Annotated in this window: 14 protein-coding genes and 2 pseudogenes; 10 read left to right on the top strand and 6 right to left on the bottom strand. The window is 59.3% G+C overall.

The window, feature by feature from the left end; genetic code table 11:
- The 3 genes and pseudogenes from terL to I6F20_RS30830 all read left to right on the top strand — a co-directional run.
- Entirely contained in the window at positions 1-1,470 is a 1,470-nt protein-coding gene (gene terL / locus I6F20_RS38235) for a phage terminase large subunit (protein ID WP_225129318.1), read from the top strand.
- A gap of 595 nt (positions 1,471-2,065) precedes the next feature.
- A pseudogene (locus I6F20_RS30835) lies at positions 2,066-2,298 on the top strand (hypothetical protein); the annotation flags it as partial.
- Positions 2,288-2,467, top strand: a pseudogene (locus tag I6F20_RS30830) (heme-binding protein); the annotation flags it as partial. The pseudogenes I6F20_RS30835 and I6F20_RS30830, both read left to right, overlap by 11 nt.
- On the opposite strand, the gene I6F20_RS30825 reads toward I6F20_RS30830, so the two are convergent.
- Both I6F20_RS30825 and I6F20_RS38030 read right to left on the bottom strand, forming a co-directional pair.
- Positions 2,463-2,624, bottom strand: coding sequence for a hypothetical protein (locus I6F20_RS30825; RefSeq protein WP_158284381.1), 162 nt, complete (start codon positions 2,622-2,624; stop codon positions 2,463-2,465). The pseudogene I6F20_RS30830 and the gene I6F20_RS30825 overlap by 5 nt on opposite strands.
- A gap of 319 nt (positions 2,625-2,943) precedes the next feature.
- Positions 2,944-3,075, bottom strand: a complete 132-nt coding sequence (locus I6F20_RS38030) for a hypothetical protein (RefSeq protein ID WP_275945413.1) — start codon at positions 3,073-3,075, stop codon at positions 2,944-2,946.
- Positions 3,076-4,273: 1,198 nt separating this feature from the next.
- On the opposite strand from I6F20_RS38030, the gene I6F20_RS30820 reads away from it, so the two are divergent.
- Positions 4,274-5,050 (top strand): outer membrane protein, encoded by a 777-nt coding sequence (locus tag I6F20_RS30820; protein WP_225129317.1) that lies wholly within the window; start codon positions 4,274-4,276, stop codon positions 5,048-5,050.
- A gap of 2,117 nt (positions 5,051-7,167) precedes the next feature.
- The gene (locus tag I6F20_RS30810; protein WP_109143106.1) at positions 7,168-7,359 is read left to right on the top strand and encodes a hypothetical protein; all 192 of its coding nucleotides are present in this window, start codon (positions 7,168-7,170) and stop codon (positions 7,357-7,359) included.
- 3,993 nt (positions 7,360-11,352) lie between these two features.
- On the opposite strand, the gene I6F20_RS30805 is transcribed toward I6F20_RS30810, so the two are convergent.
- Positions 11,353-11,622 carry a DUF1488 family protein gene (locus I6F20_RS30805; protein WP_109143103.1) on the bottom strand — a complete coding sequence of 90 codons (270 nt, stop codon included), beginning with the start codon at positions 11,620-11,622 and terminating at the stop codon, positions 11,353-11,355.
- A gap of 228 nt (positions 11,623-11,850) precedes the next feature.
- The gene (locus I6F20_RS30800; protein ID WP_146207708.1) at positions 11,851-12,639 is read right to left on the bottom strand and encodes a hypothetical protein; all 789 of its coding nucleotides are present in this window, start codon (positions 12,637-12,639) and stop codon (positions 11,851-11,853) included.
- Positions 12,640-13,126: 487 nt separating this feature from the next.
- Between I6F20_RS30800 and I6F20_RS30795 the strand changes: the two genes are divergently transcribed.
- On the top strand, positions 13,127-13,348 hold the full coding sequence (locus I6F20_RS30795) for a hypothetical protein (RefSeq protein ID WP_225129315.1): 222 nt from the start codon (positions 13,127-13,129) through the stop codon (positions 13,346-13,348).
- 1,074 nt (positions 13,349-14,422) lie between these two features.
- On the opposite strand, the gene I6F20_RS30790 is transcribed toward I6F20_RS30795, so the two are convergent.
- Positions 14,423-15,277, bottom strand: coding sequence for an SDR family NAD(P)-dependent oxidoreductase (locus tag I6F20_RS30790; RefSeq protein ID WP_225129313.1), 855 nt, complete (start codon positions 15,275-15,277; stop codon positions 14,423-14,425).
- A gap of 335 nt (positions 15,278-15,612) precedes the next feature.
- On the opposite strand from I6F20_RS30790, the gene I6F20_RS30785 reads away from it, so the two are divergent.
- The 3 genes from I6F20_RS30785 to I6F20_RS30775 all read left to right on the top strand — a co-directional run bounded on the left by I6F20_RS30785 (position 15,613) and on the right by I6F20_RS30775 (position 18,549).
- Positions 15,613-17,184, top strand: a complete 1,572-nt coding sequence (locus I6F20_RS30785; RefSeq protein WP_225129311.1) for a hypothetical protein — start codon at positions 15,613-15,615, stop codon at positions 17,182-17,184.
- 358 nt (positions 17,185-17,542) lie between these two features.
- Positions 17,543-17,989 carry a methyltransferase family protein gene (locus tag I6F20_RS30780; RefSeq protein WP_225129309.1) on the top strand — a complete coding sequence of 149 codons (447 nt, stop codon included), beginning with the start codon at positions 17,543-17,545 and terminating at the stop codon, positions 17,987-17,989.
- Entirely contained in the window at positions 17,986-18,549 is a 564-nt protein-coding gene (locus I6F20_RS30775; RefSeq protein WP_249787957.1) for a methyltransferase, read from the top strand. The genes I6F20_RS30780 and I6F20_RS30775 overlap by 4 nt, the downstream gene beginning before the upstream one ends.
- Before the next feature lie 254 nt (positions 18,550-18,803).
- Here the strand turns inward: I6F20_RS30775 and sigJ are convergent, their stop codons facing one another.
- A complete protein-coding gene (sigJ, locus tag I6F20_RS30770) occupies positions 18,804-19,706 on the bottom strand; it encodes an RNA polymerase sigma factor SigJ (protein WP_225129442.1) in 903 nt (300 codons plus the stop codon).
- Between the two features lie 210 nt (positions 19,707-19,916).
- On the opposite strand from sigJ, the gene I6F20_RS30765 reads away from it, so the two are divergent.
- The gene (locus I6F20_RS30765) at positions 19,917-20,372 is read left to right on the top strand and encodes a carboxymuconolactone decarboxylase family protein (protein ID WP_225129305.1); all 456 of its coding nucleotides are present in this window, start codon (positions 19,917-19,919) and stop codon (positions 20,370-20,372) included.
- Positions 20,373-20,458 lie beyond the last annotated feature (86 nt).

The following is a 20,458-nucleotide window of genomic DNA, read 5'->3' as shown; positions in this document are numbered from 1 at the left end:
GTGCCGATCTCCACCCCAGCCCAACGCGATGCGATCTATCGCAGCGACTTTCTTGCCTTCGCCATGAAGGCCTTCTACGTCTTTTCCAGCGACACGTATTCGCACGAATGGTTTCATGAATCGGTCGCCCAAAGACTAAATGGCAGCATTGGACGCGCAACAAGACAGATCATCAACGCGCCGCCCCGCGCGCTCAAATCCTATCTCGTTTCGGTGGCGTGGACCGCATTCAGACTGGGCCAAGATCCCACTCACAAGTTCATATGCGTCAGCTATTCCCAAGACTTAGCAAACAAGCATTCGGCCGATTGCCGACGAATTATGGAATCGCCCTGGTACCGCGCGCTATTTTCAACACGTCTGGACAAGAGCACTGAGAATCAGCTCGCGACAACGAATGGGGGCTGTCGGTTAGCAATGTCCGTCGGCGGCACTTTAACCGGCTTTGGCGCCGACACCATCATCGTTGATGACCCGCTCAACGCAGCCGGGGCGGCTTCCGATGTGACGCGCAAGCACTGCAACGAGTGGTTTGATCGTTCGCTCATGTCGCGCCTCAATGACAAGTCCAAAGGCGGCATCATCGTCCTGATGCAGCGCCTGCACCAGCAAGACCTAACCGGCCACCTCATCGAAAGAGGAGGCTGGGATCATCTGGTGCTTCCGGCTATTGCGGCGCAGGACACGAAGATCCGGCTGCAGAATCGATCCTTTGTTTGGAAACAAGGACACCCTCTACAAGCGAGAGAACCCCTCCAAGTATTGGACGACCTCAAGAGCCAAGTGGGATCGCTGGTATTTCAAACACAATATCTTCAAGATCCCGCTCCGGATCAGGGGAATGACCTCAAGCGGGAATGGCTCCAGTCGTATGATGTCGTTCCGACCCGTCAGTCGGGGGACGAAGTCGTACTCTCCTGCGATATGGCCGCGAAAGCTAGCGAGAACAGCAACTACTCGACTTGTTTGGCCTTTCTTGTCCGCAATCGGAACCAGTATCATCTTATTGACGTTTGGCGAGGAAAGGTTGCCTTCCACGAGCTTTGCCAACTCATGCAGACGCAAGTAGCCAAACACGCGCCTAATGCCGTGCTCATCGAAGATACAGCTATGGGCTCTCCGCTGGCTGGTGAGCTCATGCGGGTTGGGCTGCAAGGCATTGTTGCGATCAAACCGACCAAAGACAAGCGGACGCGTATGAGCGGCGAGACCGCAAAGCTGCAGGCCGGCTCGCTCATCTTGCCGCGAACGGCACCCTGGCTCGACGATTTTATGTTGGAGTACGTCTCGTTTCCGTTCGGCAAGACCGATGACATGATGGATGCGTTGTCCCAGTTTCTAACCTGGCGCACCGAAGCCGAGCGACGGGTCACCTTCAAGGCAGACTGGGGCGCGTCGAATGGATTGAGTGGATCGGTGGCAAGGCTTGGGGCTCCTTCGGCAAGCGAAATGCTCCATCTTTTGAGATAACGCACATCCTCTCGTCGAAATCACCGGCGCGCCAGGCATACTCGCCAGCGCTGTCCTAGAGGTTGTCAAGATGCGGCCCAGGACCTGGGCCAACTTTCCTACTCGGCATCAACAAATCTTGTCTGAACTCATCGGCTCTTTTTCGTGCATCAGATGGATCGTTTTCGATCGCTGGCCAGCCGCCGAGCCAACGCAAGCTGATGATTCTCGCAGATCGCCCCCAAGAACGCTGCCGTCTCGGACCATCTACGCCGATGCTGTGGCACTATTGAATGAGCAACCTCGACGCTCTGGCCTAAATTGAAGAAACCCGAGGTCCAGCACGCAGATCAGCACACTGGCGTATCCCAGTTGAAATTGTCGAGCCCGCACAATCCGAGCTTCCGGGCCGTCTTGAGCTTTGCAGACCATCGTGCGGCAAAACGCAGATTTCCAGAACGAAGCTGAGTGGCCGTTGCTCAACTATCCTCTGCTTTGGGAACGCGATGCGCCCGCCTCTGCTCACCAGAGCGGCCCGCTCATAGCGCTCAAGCCCGTTGAGCCGCCGCACTTTTGCCGGCGCAAAACGCTCCAACAAATCGGCCAACATCGCCTGGCCTACCGGCATGAATGTGCTGTTGATGTCGACGTGGCCAAGATGAGATCGAGGTGCTGGCCGCGCGCGCCGCCTCGCACAGCCTGACGCTGCGACCGGCTGGTCGGATATCTGCCGCGCTATGCCGGCCTTGCGTCGCGTTTCGCGCCGCTGGCAATTTGCGCAACGGCAGCCCGCTGTTGCGGAAGCTGTTCGAGTACTTTGCCTTCATCAGCGCACGCCGGGCGCTCCCCCGGCGCGCTCGCCATGGGCATGGGCTCGCGCGCTTTGTTCCAGCGCGCGCAGGAGCAGGCCCATTTAATGCATGCCGTTAACACGATTGCCAAGGGCGCGCTGGTGCCTGTCCCCGGCGGCGTGCTGATCATGGACGGCGCGACCTTGCTCGGCGCGGTCGGCGTCAGTTGAGCTGCAACCGAGCCTGCGCGCCGTCTTTCGCCTTGAGCATCCGCATTGCCATCGGCAGCGTCACCAGGGCGTCAATCTCAACTAGGTTGCCAGCGAGCGCGCGGAACTGGCCGGCAGCTTTCCCCTTGAGCGGCGCCAACATCGCGGCGGCCACTCCCGAGCTCACTTGGCACTGAACGAGGGCGCCCCCTCTTCAATGATCAGGATGACGTTGGTTTTCGTGCGCGCGAGAGCGCGGCCGATTTCACTTTCAGAAGAATGACGTTTGTACGGGGGGCGAGAGATGAGCACATAACGTTTTGCCTTTCGAGCAAGAGCTAAAGCCCAGGGGCGAAATGATCGACGTTAGACGGCCCCGCGCACCTTTGGGCGTGCGCCTTGGACATACGCGCGCGGCCCCTGGACATGATTTATGTGTTTGCCGCTCATCCTCGTGTTGTGGTATTCTGTCGCGAGACGATCGCTTCCACGCACTAAAGCGGGTCGCTCCCCCTGCGCCCGACCGGCGAGACGATGCCGATATTCAGAAGCTCCTCGAGCTCGGAGGCCCTGAGCTTCAAGCGTTTCAGTACCTGATGTTCGTAATAGAGCGGCGGTTCGACCATGGTGGCTCCCTCCGAGAGGGGAAGCCGGCCACGTCCGAGGTTTGTCTGTCAAATTGTGGGAGTTGTGAGTCCTCGCGACTTGAAAAATGAAGCGATCGCAATGATGTCCTCGTGATGTTGGTTTTGTCTGGAGTTTGCCTTGATTCACTCGGGATCGATTCGTTGCTCGACAATGCCATCGAGAACGCCGACGGACCGCTAAATCTCAGACACTTCGTGCACTGTCGAAAAAGCCAACAAACTCTCGCGGTTGACCGAGCTCAGTTTTCGGTGGGTCCCAAGCGCTTGCTGGGGCTCACGGAGAGCAAGCCATGTGCGACGAAACGGAAGGCCTGGACACCGCAACTCTGTTCGCCGACGACCATCAACTCCCGCCGCATCCGTCGGCCGCCGCCGACCACCAGCCTTAGCATCCGCCGGCGCGACCGGATGTACCTCACGAACCACTCCTGAGATCAAGAAGACGATGCTCGCCGCGGCCTCTCCCGAACAAATGATCGAGCGTTTAGCGGCTCTTCCGCGCAAGCTCGCCGCGCTCAAGTCACCTTCAACGCCAGCTAGCTTGCCAGCCTCCGCTAACACTACTCATTGAGAGGTCTTAGGCTGTGAAAGCAACCTGCCCTGCAAGGGAGCTAAGACCGGAACTCCAGATTGAAGAGGAAAGCGGAAGCGGATCACCTGCGAGATTCACAGTGCGATTTGCTCAAGCGCCGCCGACGTTCCCGCCTACATGCAATCCTGTCCAGGTTTGATGCCTAGCAGCCGTGGGCGCCTTGGTGAAAAGCGGTACACTTTGGTCAGCGGCTTCGACAGCCGACGTCATACTCGCCAGAAAGCCTCGCGCAGGTAGCACTCACCCGACGCCCTTCCCGCGATCCTGCAGCGGTTCCAACTTCTAAATCACGAGCCGCGATGTGATGGGAAAGCAACACCCGTTGTCCAAGCCGGCGCCGCTGGTGAACTCCAGCCCGAGATACGTTTTTCTCGTTCCGCCCTTAAGAGCTGCGGTATCAAACCTGCCGTTGTGTGCACGATAGAGTGCATTTAGTTCCCTAAGTACCTGTAGAATTAGGCTTCTTTAAGAGCACGGGTGTTGCGCCGGAGCTACAGCAATTCTGCCTGAGGTGAGTACGCTCAGTTTGGCAGGTGGGCGAATGCACTGATTCATTGAACTTGTTATTATTGGGGAGACACTCGAATGAGAAAACTTTTCGCGGCTGCGGCCGGTGCTCTGGCACTTGGTCTAGCGGCTCCCGCCAGTGCGGCGGACTTGGCCGCTCGTCCGATGACCAAGGCTCCGCCAATGGTGGCCACTATCTACGACTGGAGCGGCTTCTACATCGGCGTCAACGGCGGTTGGGGCTCTTCGCGTACTTGCGCCGATATCGTGGCGGTTGGCGTTGTTCCGGTCGTGCCGGCTGTGGCCGATGGTTGCCATGACGCCAGCGGCGGAACGGTTGGTGGCCAGATCGGATACCGCTGGCAATCAGCCAACTGGGTCTTCGGCGTTGAAGGCCAGGGCAACTGGGCGGACTTCAGCGGCAGCAACATTGGCCTTGCCACGGGTTTCGACAATCACACCCGGATCGATGCGTTTGGGTTGATTACCGGCCAAGTGGGCTACGCCTGGAACAACGTCCTGCTCTACGTCAAGGGCGGTGCAGCGGTGGTTGGCAATCGCTACGACACCTATATTCCGCCTGGCTTCATTGGTGCCGGTACGCTCCTGGCGTCAGCACGCGACACGCGCTGGGGTGCCACCGTGGGCGCTGGCGTCGAATTTGGCTTCGCTCCGAACTGGTCGGTCGGTTTCGAGTATAACCATATCTTCCTGGACGACCATGACACGATTTTCACCACGCCAGCTGGGGCTACTTTCGGCACCGCTCGTATCGGACAGGATGTAGATCTGGCTCTGGTTCGGGTGAACTACCGTTTTGGTGGTTTTGGCGCTCCGGTCGCTGCCAGGTACTGATTATCTCCACTAAAGAAACAAAGGCCGGCTTTTTGAGCCGGCCTTCTGCTTTGAGGCTTAGGCGAAGCCTTACCGACAAGTCCCCACGTCGAAGCTCGCAGATGAGCTAAGCTTTCGTGTTCCCAGAACCTCATGCAATCTGCTGGGCGATCGGGCAGACCCTCAAAATTTCAACGTTTCAGAGATCTCGAAAAGACCGGGCTGCCGCGCACAAAGCATTTATCGAGCGTTCGGCAACGAGAGGTACGATAGCCGTTTACTTCCAACATACATCCAATCTCCAATATGAAGCAGGCCCGCTCCTCCTGGACCAGACAAGAAGACGAGATGCTGCGTGAGTGCTTGTTCATCTCGGCGCGCCCGTCGAGTTCATTTCCGAAACGCTGAACCGAACCGAGCAAGAGCTTCGCCTGCGCGGTTACCACATTGGATTGCCAACGAAGTGGTTCAAGCCCCGTAGCGCCGCATAGGTACCGATGCTTCTAGTGGCGCTTTCGCTCCGTCCGACCGTCCATATACTTCACGGCGGCGAATGTGACGCCCAGAGCCAACACGGCAACGCCGCCAGCAATCAAAAAGCCTGCCACCATAGCCCGACCATTAATTCCTGCGGGCATCAAGACAGCAATTCACGATATACTACGGGTGTGAAACAAAGGACCGGGCGGCGCGCTTCCGCAGAAGTTGTCGCATTTCCGCTACAGCATTCGCCAACCGTCGTTGCTAGGCTTCTACGCTCAGTGGAGGCCCTAGCCATGTCAACGGAAGTCGCTCAGAGCACTGACGGGGGCGAACAACGCACGAAGGTTGCTCCAGTCCACGCTCAAACGATAAGTGCAGAAGTTAGTGTTGACCTCTCGGTGTCCGCGGCGTCTGCGGATGGTCCTCTTGATCTCTACTTGCCTAGAAAGTGGAGTTGGGGGCCGGGAAAATCCTCCGTTGGTTGGTAGGTGGCCGTTCAGACGTAGCGCGGCCTGGCCCCTTTGAAATACGACTCGGTAACTTGCCAGTGGCAGCGGTGCTGCTTTGATTTCTGTGTGCCCCGCCAGACGCCACACACCCACAAATGCTGACGGCCGACCTCTCAAGATCACTTTCGGCCAGATGCGCGTGATGGCCGTGCGAAGCGTCGCGGTCTATTGCGCCGATTACCGATGCAGCCATAGCGTTAACAGGCATGCCTGAGGGGGATTGCATTTGTGGCCGGCACGGCTGATGTCCCGTCGCCGCCCGGATTTCAACAATTCCTCAAGGGCCATGTGAGATCTGACGCAAGCGCTTGAGGATTCGCCAGACTTGCGTGGCGGACCATCTGCCTTGCCCGGCTGGCGTAGGAACGCAGGTCTCATTGAGTTTCTTTGCAAGCGCCCCCAAGGACGTGGCACCGGACTTCTGGAGAGCTTCGATAAGAGGGGCTAGCTCGGCTGCCCGCGCGTTCGCGCGAGCCTCCTGAACCGTTCTGGGCGCCGGTTGCTTCAAAGGCTACTCAGTCCTGTCGCTTGGCATGTGATGTCTGCTGGCCATTGGTACGACAATCGTCTCGAAACCTGCGGACCACTCTGGCAGTCGCGGGAAAGTACCGCAATAGAGAGCCGCCAGCCTAAACCGGCCGGACCACGGCAGGTCGTTTTCCACGCCCACGACGCGCGGTAGATCGCGCGACGGATGAGCTCCAAGGGATCGATAATTTGCGAGGTACTTACATTGCCGCCTTGAGGGGGGCATTCCTCGCCCTGCACGCCACCACACGCCTACCACGCCGGCCGGCCGCTCAAGATCACCTTCGGCCAGATGCGCAGATGGGCCTTCACGGAGTCCTGGTCTACTGCCATTGCGGCCACCACATCGCTCTGAGCGCAGATCGCTGGCGCGACGATGTTCGCCTGTCTGATATCGAGCCGCGCTTCGTCTGCGGCGAATGCGGCAGTCGGGGATCTGACGTTAGGCGGGATCTCGAGAGCGGCAAGCCACCGCAATTTATGAGTCCGAAGCGCCTCTGAGCATTCGTCGCTCTATCAGCGCGGCGCCGTGAGAGCTCTGACCGGGCAGCGGCGCCATCAGCTTTGTCCGCAGAAATTTGCCCCGGTCCTCGGGGGCATTTTCTTAAGGAGTAAAGCGTGAAGGGTTATGTGTTTAAGGCTGGCGCTCAAACGGCCATTACAAAAGAACCTGACGGAAGCAACCTGCCGCCGCCCAAGGTCGGCTCTTGGGAGCGGATCAAGGAGGTGAAGGATGTCACGGTGCCAGGCTTGATCGGCTTCGATCCCGAGACCTTCAATAAGCAGGGCTATCAAATCTGGCCTCCCTAAGCTTCGAGCCCCGCCGGTTTCACCCTGGCGGGGCCGTGCCGCTCATACGTGCCTATGCAGGCCCCAAAAGGCCGTAAGGAGAAGGGCCACGGCTCCGATCACCAGCAGGATGAGAATGGCTTCCAGCATGAAGAAGCAAGCTCCGCCCGAGCCAGAGGCTGCATGAACCTGCGAAGGCACCCCGCAGTCAAAGCAGGTGCAACACTCCTGCGTCTACCAGAACGACGATTGCGAGCACGGTTTGAAAGCAGGCAAAGAGTACTTTCATGTCAGCGCTCCTTAGCCGTTGCCCGGCAAGGTGAGCGCTTATGGTTAATGTTTGCTTAATGGAGCAGGCCCGCCAGCGTGAACCGGCGGGCCCGAGCACTCACTTCTTCAAACAAAGCCCGACTGTCGGCGACGTCCCGCATTTCGCTCCGTCGACTGAGCCCCCGCTTGGACAGAACACCGACACTAGCGTTTCGCTGTTGTCGCAATTGACGGCGCCATCAGCTTGCACTGAGCGGATATTGACCGTCCCCGGATCGCCCTTGTCTCCCTTCTCACCTTTCGGCCCCTGCGGCCCTTGTGGTCCTTGCGCACCCGCTGGGCCCTGTGGTCCCGGTACCCCCTGAATCCCTTGGGCACCCTGCCGGCCGGCCGGCCCCTGCGGCCCTGGATCACCTTTAGGTCCAGGCTCTCTGCCACAGGCCGCAAGGATGAGCGCGGCAGTCATAACTCCCACGGTGATCATTTTGTGCATTGCGATCCTCCCAGTTATCGAACCCATTTAAACGGGGAGAGCCGCAAGAGAGAAGCCCGCCAACGTGAGCTGGGGGGGCGCGGACCAGAGCGGTACCGCCGTGCTCGATAACACGTTGGTGAACGAAACACCTTCCCCCTCCGATCGAAGCATCCCGGAAACAGACGGGGGCCAGTCTTCCATTTGGACCTTTTCATGGGGAGACTTCAGATGATTGCACTTCAAGGAATTGCGGCCGTCCTTGGTGCCGGATTGTTCTGCTGGATTTATTCACCCGAGCTCGGCACCGATGTGGTGCTTGCGATCGTTGCCTGCCTCGCCTGAATTGAGTTCGCTGGACAACTGCAGCGGGTCGAAGAGCGGATGTTGGGGTCGGCCCAGCCTGTCATATGATTGTGGCATGGCCGTTGCTTGATAAACGCCAACGGGATTTCAGTGCTCAGTTTGAAAACAGGCGCTGCCGAGACGCGTATTCGAGCTCGGCACCGCTGTTTTTCTGGTTTCTCTTAATTTGGAGGCTCGGCTACGATGCCGCCACCTTGCAAATGCTTTGCGACGTTTCTTGATGAGGTTCTTTCGAGCCCGCCATTCGCGCTCCAGCAGAAGCGGTCGGCAGTAGAGGTCGCTGAGCGCATTCTCAAGCTCGCTTCCCGGGGCGAGCGTCGGCCGGAAAAATATTAAGCAACACTTGAGCAACGAGCTTTTCAAACGTCGGATCTGACCGACAACCAAGCACTATCCCTGGATCGAGGAAGCGGCCTGCTGCGGCCTTTGCTGACGGGGCTCCGTCCCCAGCTAGCTTTGTATCCCGCCGCAAGTTTTGGTTTTGTCTCGACAGTTTTGCCGTGTCCAAATTGCTATTGGAGGCCCTTTTATGCCCGAAGAGAATTGCCTGATTGTTCGTGCAGCCGGGAAACAGCTCGACTTGCTACGAGGCGAAGCTTCCCGCATCGCGAAAGCTGCTAACGTCAGTTGGTGGACCGATCGAGCTGAGATCGGCACTAGGTTTTGCTTTGAAGATTCCAAGTCGAAAGATTCATTCGCCCTCACTTGCGACAGACTCGGCATTAGCTGCCAGGACGGCTAACCCAATAAAAAAAAACGCCGACCTGGGAGCCGGCGGGTCTCTTTTCCCATGCATACCGCGGTACTCGTCACCAATCCGCGATGACCGATCGTAAAGCGGTGCCGGTTGATACCTGGTTGCGGATTTCAGCCTTCGGCGGTGCGTCATAGGCCCCTGCCAGTCGCGCTTCTGTGTGTCCTGCGCCGGCGCTTCATTTATCCTTCCCGTACTTGGTGATCTTCGTCAGGGACATCCTCACGGTGTGAAGCAGGTCTAGCGCCAGTGATCGGCCGACCACCTCCTGCGGAAGACTGGTGAAGTTCTTCAGTAGAGCAGAGGGTCCACGAGAGAGCCTTCGGATCAGCTGGTGTCGTGCTGACCATTGCATGGCCAGCCCACAACAGTCACGATAGGCCCCCGCAGTGGCGTCGCGAGCTGCGCCACCGGCAGGTTCTGATCCTGGACGGCTATCTCCCAAGCAACGGCCTCGGCGCGTTAAAAATCCACCCCCTTTCATGGGGTGGCACACTCCTTGCGAATTGCACGTCCCCAGCGCAGAGGCGTGCACCGATGGGACAGCGAGTCCGGATTTCAAAGCAACCGAAGCCCCGTTTGACACATACTGCCCGTGAGCTGGTGCGTTTGCTGGAGGCGATCGAGGAGCTCGAGGAGCTGAGAGAAAGGGGCCGGCTCGCGGAGGCCGGCCGCGTGTTGCACTAGTAGGCGCAGGCTGGTCTCAGGTCTGGCCGCTGAACGCTTGGCCGATTGGGGAAATCCGCGCGCATTGCCGGCGCATTCGACCGCGATATGATTCGCGAACTGATCCGGCGTGCCAATCCCAACCAGGTCGGTCTTGTGGCGCGGAAAGGTATGGCCCTAGGGCCATGTTGAAGCGAGCGTGATTGGGGTTTCAACCGGCCTCCTTTTCAACCAAGCCGGAGCGCTCACATGCCGTCAATGAAACGAAAGCGCTCTGCGAGCTCGATCTCACCGGGCGGGGTACACTATCTGAAAATCCCGGAGCCGATCGGTTCACGCGGACGATTTCGGCGAATACATGCTCGTCGATTCCGGTCAGAATTTCTGTGTGCTCGGCGAGCGCTATAACGCTTCGCTGGAGCAGATCGCCAAATATCTCGACTAAGACGAAAGCTGTCGGTAATCCCCAGCAGCTTTCTCTTGCGCCCGCTCTCCGGTTCCGGGAGCATCTGTCCATCGATGCTCTTCCGGCAAGTCATGAGAGTTCGGATTCCAGCAACAGATTGGATGTACGATCTTCCGCAAGATCGCCGTTCGCATCTGGATGCTTCACCGGACGGCGAGAGATTGCTTGATCTAATCGCTGTCGAGGCGCGCTCGCGCATCAACAAAGGAGAGCTTTGGCCGGAGGCTGCCGATGAGAAGCCTGGTTATATTCGGGTGCGGATAGCCTTCCCTTGTTCGGCCTCACTTTACGATTGGATATTCAATGGACCGTCCGGCTATCGCGCTCACTATTACGCCTCGGAGGAATCCGGTGAAATCTTCACCAGGGAATTAGTCGAGAGGGTTGCCCCTCAGATCTTACGATCTCAACTTTGGCCCTCTCGTTGCACCTCGGAGGGCGCGCACTATGGTCTGTCCCTGAGCGGGCAATGGAGCAAGCTAGCTCTGACCAACCGCGACTTCCAGGATTCTCCGGAATGCCAACTGCACGCTCGTCGATGGCTAGCAAACTGTCGAACGCGCAGCGCAATGGGACTTCGCGCCCCTCGCCCAACAAATCCGAAGTTTGAGATAACCGGGACATGGATTGATCCCATCACCCGTGGGAGATGGCTGTCACCCGAAAGGTAGATCGCCCGGCCGACATTCACCTTCGAGGTTTTGCGTAGGCGCCCCTTTTCCTTCGCCCGCGTTGCGAGGGCTATCTTGCCATACCAGCGTAGTAGCTTTCGATTGGGGGGCACGCCTGAGTCGCGGCGGGTCAAAGAGCCGACCACGAATTATCTACCGGCTGTGAAAAGGCGCGATTTTGCTCCCTCCCGCTCGCACCACGTGTCATGATTTATTCCTGAATCAAGGAATGAGGCCTTAAGGCCGCAGCGTGAAGCACGTTGAAGCTCGCCCTTTGGGCCGACCCCGGAAGCCGCAGCGCGGCTCGCCGCCAGCGTCGGAGCTGCGGGCCATAAATCCGCAGGAGCCGTTAGGGCGGGGTGAGCTGCTCGGTACGGACCACGGGCCTGGTTTCCCCCTGGTCGTAATTCCCGCTCGCGATCGCTTCGATTTTCCAACGGTACTGCTCAAACGTGCCTCTGAGGTCCGTTTGACGGGTCCCATCCTTTGCGGCGCGATCGAGCAAGGCAGCCCAAGTGACGAAGCAAAGGACGCGCTGTTCGCTGTCCAACATCGCAAACGCGATACCTTCGAAAAGTCGGAACTCGATATCGCGAGACGGATCGGTAGTAAGGGGCATTTGAAATCTCCAATAGGCAATCCCTCGATTTTGGTGGGTTCTGTCGTTCCTCACAAGGGGTGGAACGGTGGCCTACGGCAGGCCAAATTGGTGCGCATGCGGCAGACGGCGTTACTGGAAACGAGCGCATCCAGATCACGTAAATTGCTCTGATCGCCGCGGGGGTGCTGAAGGTGCCGACGCCGGCGCGGTTGTGCGTCCGCAAACGGAGGCCCGCAGGCAGATGAGCTATTTCTTGTACAATCCCTTACGCCCCTGCGCATTGCCGAACATGGAATCGACATCGCCAATCAGCAGGAAGGAATAGAAGTGAAGATTGCCATGGAGATCGACCACGGTGAGGGTATCGTTCCCGCCACGTGCATCACCCGAGAGCCCACCCCCATCGCCGTATAATCTCCCGCCTCCGGGCTGGGCTTCGTCCCCGATCGTGAAGGTGAGGTTATCATTGCCACCGTGCGCGTGATCGGCCATGCCGAAGGCATCGCCGTACAGAATTGCCGAGCCGGTCTGGCCGGTCTGGAGAGCGATCAGCGTGTCGTTGCCGCCATGGACGTGCCCGGACATGGTTGTGCCATCGCCCACCAGAGTGTTCAATGATCGGCCGCCGAACGCGCCGATGACGATGTCGTTGCCGCCCTGCACGTGGTCAGACATGGCACCCTCGGCGTCCCCATAGAGTGTGAAGCCGCTGCGAACCGAGCCCGTGCTGTCGCCGATCACCGTGTCGTTGCCGCCCCTGGCATGGCCTGACATGGATTGTGCATCGCCGTCGATGATGACGGTGTTGAGCGAGCCGTCGATGTTCACCCTGAGTGTGTCGTTGCCGCCTTGGGAATGATCCAGCAAGGTCGCAGTATCGCCCACCAGGTTGACGAACGTCATGGCCTCGATGTTGATCGTAATGGTGTCGTTGCCGCCATGCGCATTGGCCGGGAACTCAGGGTCGCCGAATAAGGCTTCGAAGCTAACTTGCGGGAGTGTCAGCGTGATCGTGTCGTTGGGCAAACGGCACATGGCAACTCCAATTTCAAGGCGGAGAGGACGTGAAGATGTGAGGATCGCTTCAACGGTCAAAGCTACTTCGGGTTGATGACCGAGATTCGCTCGGAATTGGACTGATTGCGACCGCCGCGCGCCCTCGATCACTCTGGTAAACCCGATCAACGGGCGGGAGCGTCTTGCCAACGGAAGTGGGGGTTTGGCGGCAACTGTAAGCCGCGGCTTCCCTTGAGGCGCTACCGCTAGATGTCACTTTACAGTGCAGAGCGGACGTTTGCAGTGGAACGACAGACCGACGCTTCTGACCCTCAGCGGACGTTCAGTCTGCCTTTTCGAATCTTCCTTGAAGAGGGCGGGCGCTCCCCTTGAGGGGGCGATTTGTTGCAACTCGCCTCTGACGGGCCGAGATGGAATGGGCCGGCAACCTACGCGAGGTAGTCATTCCAAGGAAAGCATGCGATGCTGACGCCCAATTGAACGAACTTTCGGCCTGAAGACTAGTGTGTTGGCAATGACTCGAAAAGAATACGTAGAGCAAAGCAAGGAACATGCGCTCTCGCTGCTGAACGTTGGTCGGGCACGTGAGGCGGTTGCCTCGATGATGGTGGATATGCGGATTAGCGCGAACTTTGGCGTACCTCCCGAAATCCACGCAATAGGCATCTGCGCCGCTGCGGCGGACGACGCGTCCGGAGTTCGCGCCTACATCGAGGGCTTCAACTGACAGTGCTCGGCAAGGCCTGTCCGCCTCTGGCCTAACCTTCCAGGTGCGCAAGCTCGTCCGACTCCGTTCTGACAGCGGACCTCAGCTGTTGCACGCCCCTGAATGGAGTGAACGGGCGAGTCTTTGTGACCGTCGTCGGAATGATATTGTTGCAATCTAAGTTCCAGCTCTGCGCGAATTGCAGGCCCGCTCGCAGCGGGAGGTCGGGGGCTTTGGTCTGCAGGTCTGCCGCGCTGCGCTCAAGATTGCTCGGGGGCTACTTCTTCAACAGCAGTCCCAACGTTCGCGCCATGCGCCTCACCGATCCGGTGTGGCGGCCGAGTTCGGCGGCTATCCTCGCTGCGCCGACTCCCTGCCGAGCCAGCGCGATCAATCGTCGGACCTCCTGCTCGGCCCATTGTTTCGGCTTCGGTGTTTTCATAATGCGGCGCTCGATCCGCACCAGTTAACCAGCGAGCGAAAATCCGACACTGGGGAAATTTACGGGTGGGCTTCCTGCCTGCGGCCCGCCCTCGCCGTAGAACGGCAATTCCGATGCTTGTCGGCTATTGCCTTTAACCGGGCGTACGGCTGCCGCCGCTTGCGACCCATAGCGGGAGATAGGACGCTCGGTAATGCGGTACCCCTGAGGGAGTGGACGGCCGCTCGCAGGTGTGGCTAAGTCCGGACCAGTGAAGCGCCCGGAGGAGACCATGCCCCTATTTCACATCCAAACAGGACAAAGGCGAACGCGCAGCTAAGGTGCTGGCCGATGTATTCTGCGCGATTTTGATTGCAACTTTCGCGGTCGTCTTTTTCGGATGGATTGGGGGCCTACTCTCGTTTGTCATAGTCGAAGCCTGCCTCCTGGCGATCGACTGGGTCGTTCCGAGTGGTGACCATCCTGCAGCCGCAGTCCGCTAGCGCCTCCCTGAGAAAGTGGATGGGACTGGTTCTGCCTCAATAGCGGACCTTCGGCGCCCCCCGGCCTGGGCAGCTTTTGACCCGGAGCGGACATGGCGTGATGACTCACAGAATCGTCTCAGCGCCATCACCCCATGAACACACCGATCAGGTAGGAGAAAGTTTGCGCACTCAACGCTTCGGGGAGCGCCCGCGGATATGGTCAAAGCCTTGCTTGATTCCGGCGAAGCGCGCTTCGACTATCGGCTCAAATTCGAGGTCGGTGAAGATATAGGGCCAGTCGTTTTCGACGCCTTCGCGGACGAGTTCGCCGACATAGAGGGGGTCGATACCTTGAGTGACGCGTTCCCGGATCTGATTAATGCGTTCGGCAATCGGGCCCGAAGTCGGCGGGGCTCGGACTGCCCCCTCGAAGCGCTTGGGGAGGTTGCGGCTCGAGTTCATGATTTGAGTGCGGATGTACCCGGGACACAATACCGATACGCCAATTCCGCGGGGCGCGAGCTCTTGCCGCAATCCCTCGGACAGCGCGACAACGCCATACTTTGAAACGTTGTATGCAGTGCTCGCTCCTGAAATGACGCCTGCGATCGAGGCTGTGGAGACGATATGTCCACCCTCGCCATGCTGCTCGATCAACGGCCCGAAGATCTCGATCCCCCAAATGGTCGCCATCAGGTTGACGCCCAACGTCCAATTCCACGCCGCATCGGTCCAGCTGCCGTAGGGCCCACCACCGCCGACGCCCGCGTTGTTGACGAGAATATGGACCTTGCCGTAGCGGACGGTGGTGGCTTCTGCGGCCGCCGCGAGTTCGGCTTTAAGCGAGACGTCTGCCTTCACGCCGTCGACATCGACGTTGGTGAGCCGCAGTTGCTCGAGCGCTGCGGACAGCGCGGCCTCTTCAATATCGCAAAGCATCACTTTCGCGCCAGCCTGGGCGAAAGCGGTCGCTATCCCCAATCCAATGCCGGACGCCGCACCGGTCACGAATGCCGTCTTTCCTGCCAGTTCCTTCACGCGCATTCTCCCCGTGCGAGCGGACACGACAGTTCCACAACGCCAAGTTTTACCTGACGCTCACCGCACTTTCAAACGATTCGGAAGTATGCGGGATGTCCGTTTTGGAACGTGACTGACCTCAGCCCAGGCCGCGGCGACATCCGCTCCCAAGAGATGATCCGACCAAGGGCATGCGGGCTCCCGAGGGCAGCCTTTGACCCAAAGCGGAACTCAAGCTCTTTGGATAGTAGCAATAAACCCATCACTCAACCATTTAACCGATTGTTAAGAGATTCTACCATAGCTGAGTGTATATCAAAATAACAACCAGTCCGGGTTCAAATACCCGGAATTAGCGCGTGAATGTACCAGCTCTCCTGATCGTAGAAAATCTCATTGATCGCAGCGCTCGCTCCGATCGATCGGTTGCGACCGCTGCGTTCGCTCTGCTGGCCGTCGCCTCGCTTCTTCCCACCCTTCTGACTCCTATTCCGGCGATGGGCGACTACGTCAACCACGTCGTCCGCATGCAACTTCTGAGTCAGATGGGCACCCCCAACGCCAATCCATATTATGAGGCGGCCTGGGCCTTCTATCCCAACTTGGCAATGGACTTGGTGGTCCCCTCTATGGCGCGGCTGATCGGCGCCGAGAACGCAACCCGGCTGTTTCTTCTTTTCACCCAGATGCTGATCGTTGGCGGCGCGCTTGCGCTCGAATGGGCTGTGAAGCGGCGCGTTCACCTCGCCGGTTTCGCGGCGCTCTTGTTTCTCTATTGCCTGCCGTTCACGTGGGGGTTCGTCAACTTCGAATCTGCGCTGGCCATCGCGCTCTGGGGCATCGCCGCCTATCTGTTGGCCGCCGAGCGGCCAGCCTCGGTACGTTGCGCTGTCAACACGGTTTTCGTGGTGGTGCTGTTCACCGCGCATTTCTTTGCATTGGGAATCTATGGTGCGACGCTTGGACTCTATGAATTGTGGCGCGCCTTCGATCGGAAGGTGCCTTACAACGACGTCGCGCTCCGGCTCGCGACGCTTGCACTCCCTGCTGCCGCGCTGTTGGTGGTCATGCGACTGACCGCGGGCTCTGTCGGAAGCGAGGGCACCTTTTGGAACTTTGACCACAAGCTGCCCTGGCTATTTTTCATCATGAACGGCTACAACATGGCCGTCTCTGGCGCCAGCGCGATCGTGCTCATGACGGCGTTATATCTCGCCATCAGCTGCGGCATGCTAAAGCTGCAGCCGGCCGGGATCTGGATCGCAAGTGGCTTCGGACTCCTTTATCTTGCGATTCCGCCAAGGCTATTTGGCACGGCGTTCGCAGACATTCGTATTCTTCCCGCGGCAGCTTTGATCCTGCCCGCGTTCTGCTCGCTGTCACTGCCGAACCGACGATGGAGGATGACTGCGCTCGCCATTGTCGGAGGCATCACGCTGGCCAATCTGGCCATCGTGCTGGAGGTCTGGCTGTCCTACCGTTCGGAATATTCGGCCATGATCGCGTCGTTTCAAAAGATCAATCCTGGTTCGAAGGTACTGATTGGGATTACCGGAGAGACCGAGGATCCACCATTCGAGGACCTTACCCAGTATCCAATGTATTATGCGCCGACGCTTGCGGTGCATTACGCGAATGCCTTCGTGCCGCACGTATTCACCGAGACCGGCAAGCAGCCGATTCAGACACGTGCCGGGGTCCGCCGTCTCTCGATTCCCAATGGCGCGCCCGTGCCGATACGCGTACTGAGCGCAATCGCCACAGGCCAGAAGACGGCGCTTGATGACCGTGCCCTCGTCCGCACCTGGTATCGAGATTACGACTACCTTTATCTGCTCGGCACTGGCACGGCCAATCCGCTGCCGGAGATGTTGAAGGAATCAGACAGGTCCGGGCGCTTCGTTCTCTATCAGATCCGCCGCAAGCCTTAAGCGCGTCTCGCTCGCACGGTCTTCTCATATTCCGTCCGACGTCGGCCTTGTGCGCAAATGCTCGGTGCGCAAACGAATGTCGCTTCCGCTTGAAGCACTTAGCGAATCTCGTTGTGGTCGGAGCGGAGGTCTGCTTGTGGCCCATCGCTTCCATTGGGGCGTAGCGACGAGTTGTCCGGAAACGGGGTAAACCGGAAGCGCCCGACCGCAGGGCAAATCGGCGGCCTTTGACCCTAAGCGGTCCTCAAATCGACTTGTGTTAGATGGTGCGCACCGCAATATCTGAGATATCATCCGTTTGCGGGAGTCTGGTACTCGATGCATCTTTACTGTGTGCGGAGCAGCAGGAGGTGACACCATGGCCGCCAATGCTTTGTCGGACCTTACGCGACTGATTAACGGTTATCAGATTTCGCAGGCCATTCACGTGGCGGCCCGGCTTGGCATAGCCGACCACCTTGGTCGCGGGCCCCTAGGCAGCAACGAACTTGCTCAGCTCAGCGGATCGCATCCGAGGACACTTTATCGGCTCTTGCGGGCGCTGGCTTCAGTCGGTGTTTTCCATGAGGCCGAGAACAAGACGTTCTCGCTCACCCCGATGAGCGAGTGTCTTCGTTCCGACTCGCCGACTCCACTCGACGGCTGGGCCGCATATGTCGGCCGACCTTATGCCTGGCAGGCCTGGGGGCATCTTGAACACAGCGTCCGCACCGGCGAGAGTGCCTTTCGGCATCTCAATGGTCAGAGCGTATGGGAGTATCGCGGCACCCGTCCGATGAGAACGCGATCTTCAACCGAGCCATGACGGCCAATTCACGCGGCGCGATCGAAGCTATTATCGCCGCCTACGATTTCAGCAGCTTTCGTCACGTCGCGGATATCGGGGGTGGTGAAGGCCAATTGCTGGCGGGAATTCTCGGAGCAAATAAGGGCCTGCGCGGAACGCTGTTCGATCAGCCGCACGTGGTTGGCAAGGCGACCGAAGTTCTGGACCAACATGGTGTCGTCGACAGATGCGAAATCGTCGGAGGCAGCTTCTTTGAATCCATCCCGGAGGGGGCTGACGCCTATGTGATGCGGGCGATTATCCACGATTGGGACGATAAGGAAGCGATTTCCATCCTGAAGACCTGCCGCCGCGCTATGACCGCTGATGCCAGATTACTCCTCATTGAACGTGTGGTAGAGCCGCCGAACGAGGGGCCGATCTCGAAGTTCAGTGACCTCAATATGCTAGTGATGCTTGGAGCGCTTGAACGGAGCTACGACGAGTATTCCGCTCTATGTCGAACGGCCGGATTTGAGATGCGCGGCATAGCTCGCGCAGGCTTGCATTTCCAGGTCATCGAGGCAGTTCCAACTTAGACTGAGCCAGGGCGGGGCCTCTCTTCACGGCCGCAGGGTCTGCATCCGATACGCTTTCACAACCTGAGGTCTGGTTATGGGCCCATCGCTGCCGCGTCCCACGGCCGGGGATGCGTCGGCTGTCAGAGGTAGACCGGACCTAACTCAACCGAGCAAAACCGTCCCGCTTGACCCGGAGCGGACGTCGACCGTGGGCGAGCCTCATATGCAGCCCATCGAACGATTCTCCACGTTGCCGCAGTCACTCGGGCAGTTCATGAAGCTGGCGGTATCGGCGAGATGCGAGCTGGAAAGTCCATTTCTGTCGCTAAGTGCGACAGCTTGTCCGGGTTTTTGACGATGTAGATCGCGGTGATCCCGTCCTCGCGGATGTCGAGCGCAGTCGTCTGCAGTACGCCGCTTCCATCGAGGCTAACGTAGCCTGGCAGGCCGTCGATGGTGACGACACGAAGCAGCTTCGGCGTTACGACGTATTTGCGCCGCTGCCTCGCAAAAAGGCGCAGGGCCCGCTCGACCCCCCGAATGACATTGCGGAAAGCGAGGACCTTGCCGCCGCCATCGGTATGGATCTCGACGTTCCTTGCCAGCAGCGCCGAAAGCGCCGCCACGTCCCCGTCGCGTGCTGCGGCGAAGAAAGCTCGGGTGATCCGATCCGCATCCGCGGGTTCGACGTCAAAGCGGGGACGTGCGGCCTGCACGTGCTTGCGGGCGCGCGCCGCGAGCTGACGAACAGCTGCCGGCTCGCGGCCGATGGTGATGGCCACTTCGGTCAGCGGCACGTCAAAGACGTCGTGGAGAAGGAAAGCGGCCCGCTCGAGAGGCGACAGGCGCTCAAGGGCCAGCATCAACGTGACCGTGACGTCGTCGGCGACCGTCTCGTTCGGCTCCACGGAACCCACGAGAGGATCTGGCAGCCAGGGGCCGACGTAGGTTTCCCGGCGCGCCCGCGCGGAGCGGCGTCGGTCGAGGCACAGGCGTGTGACAATGCGGGTCAGATAGCCGGGAGGCGAATCGACGCCACCCTCCACCCCGACCCACCGTAGCCATGCGTCCTGAACGACGTCCTCCGCCTCGGTGAGCGAGCCCATCATCCGGTAGGCCAGGCGTGTCAGGCGCCTGCGCTCCGCTTCGAACTCGGTGGTCCGCTGATCGTCCATCGCCTCCATCCGCCCAGTTTCCTCGCAGATCATATCCGCTGTCACCGTCGCTCGCGCATCCCGAACCCGAGAATAAGACGATCGAACCTGCCTGGATGTGACATCGGCCGCTTTGAATGGAACCGCCGAGTGCCATGTCACACCCTGACCGCTTGGCCCGTCATGGCTCCGAGCGTCGAATCTCCGGCGTTCCGAACAACGAGGCACGTCATGAGCGAGAACAAGCGGCTGGTCTGGAACGAAGTGGCACCCCACGGTGCAAAGGCGCTCTTCAGCATCCACCACTACATCACCACGGGTACCGACCTGCCCCACGAACTGATCCACCTCGTCTTCCTGCGGGTTTCGCAGATCAACGGCTGTGCGCACTGCATCGACCTGCACACCCGGGACCTCTTGGCCACCATGTCATTTGAAAAAGTCGCCCTCGTTCCAGTCTGGGCCGAGGTGCCCCACCTGTTTCCCGACAATTACCGCGCTGCCCTCGCGTGGGCGGAGGAAGTCACGCTCGTCAGCGAGACGCACGCCTCCGACGAGGCCTATGCGGCCGCAAGCGCGGCTTTCGCGCCAAAGGATCTCGTAGACCTCACGATCACGATTGCGGCCATGAACGCGTTCAACCGGCTGGGGGCGCCCTTTCGGCTCCCGGTCAAGGCCAAGGCCTGATCCGCTTCTTCGCATCGTCACGGAATGGCCCCAGGGCCGTTCCGCCACCATCAAAATCCAACGCATAGGTGCGAGCGTCGGGCTGC

The organism is Bradyrhizobium sp. IC3123 (assembly GCF_020193625.1).
GTDB lineage: Bacteria > Pseudomonadota > Alphaproteobacteria > Rhizobiales > Xanthobacteraceae > Bradyrhizobium > Bradyrhizobium yuanmingense.
Note: the sequence above shows the minus strand (reverse complement) of the source record. Positions and strands in the feature narration are given on the sequence as shown.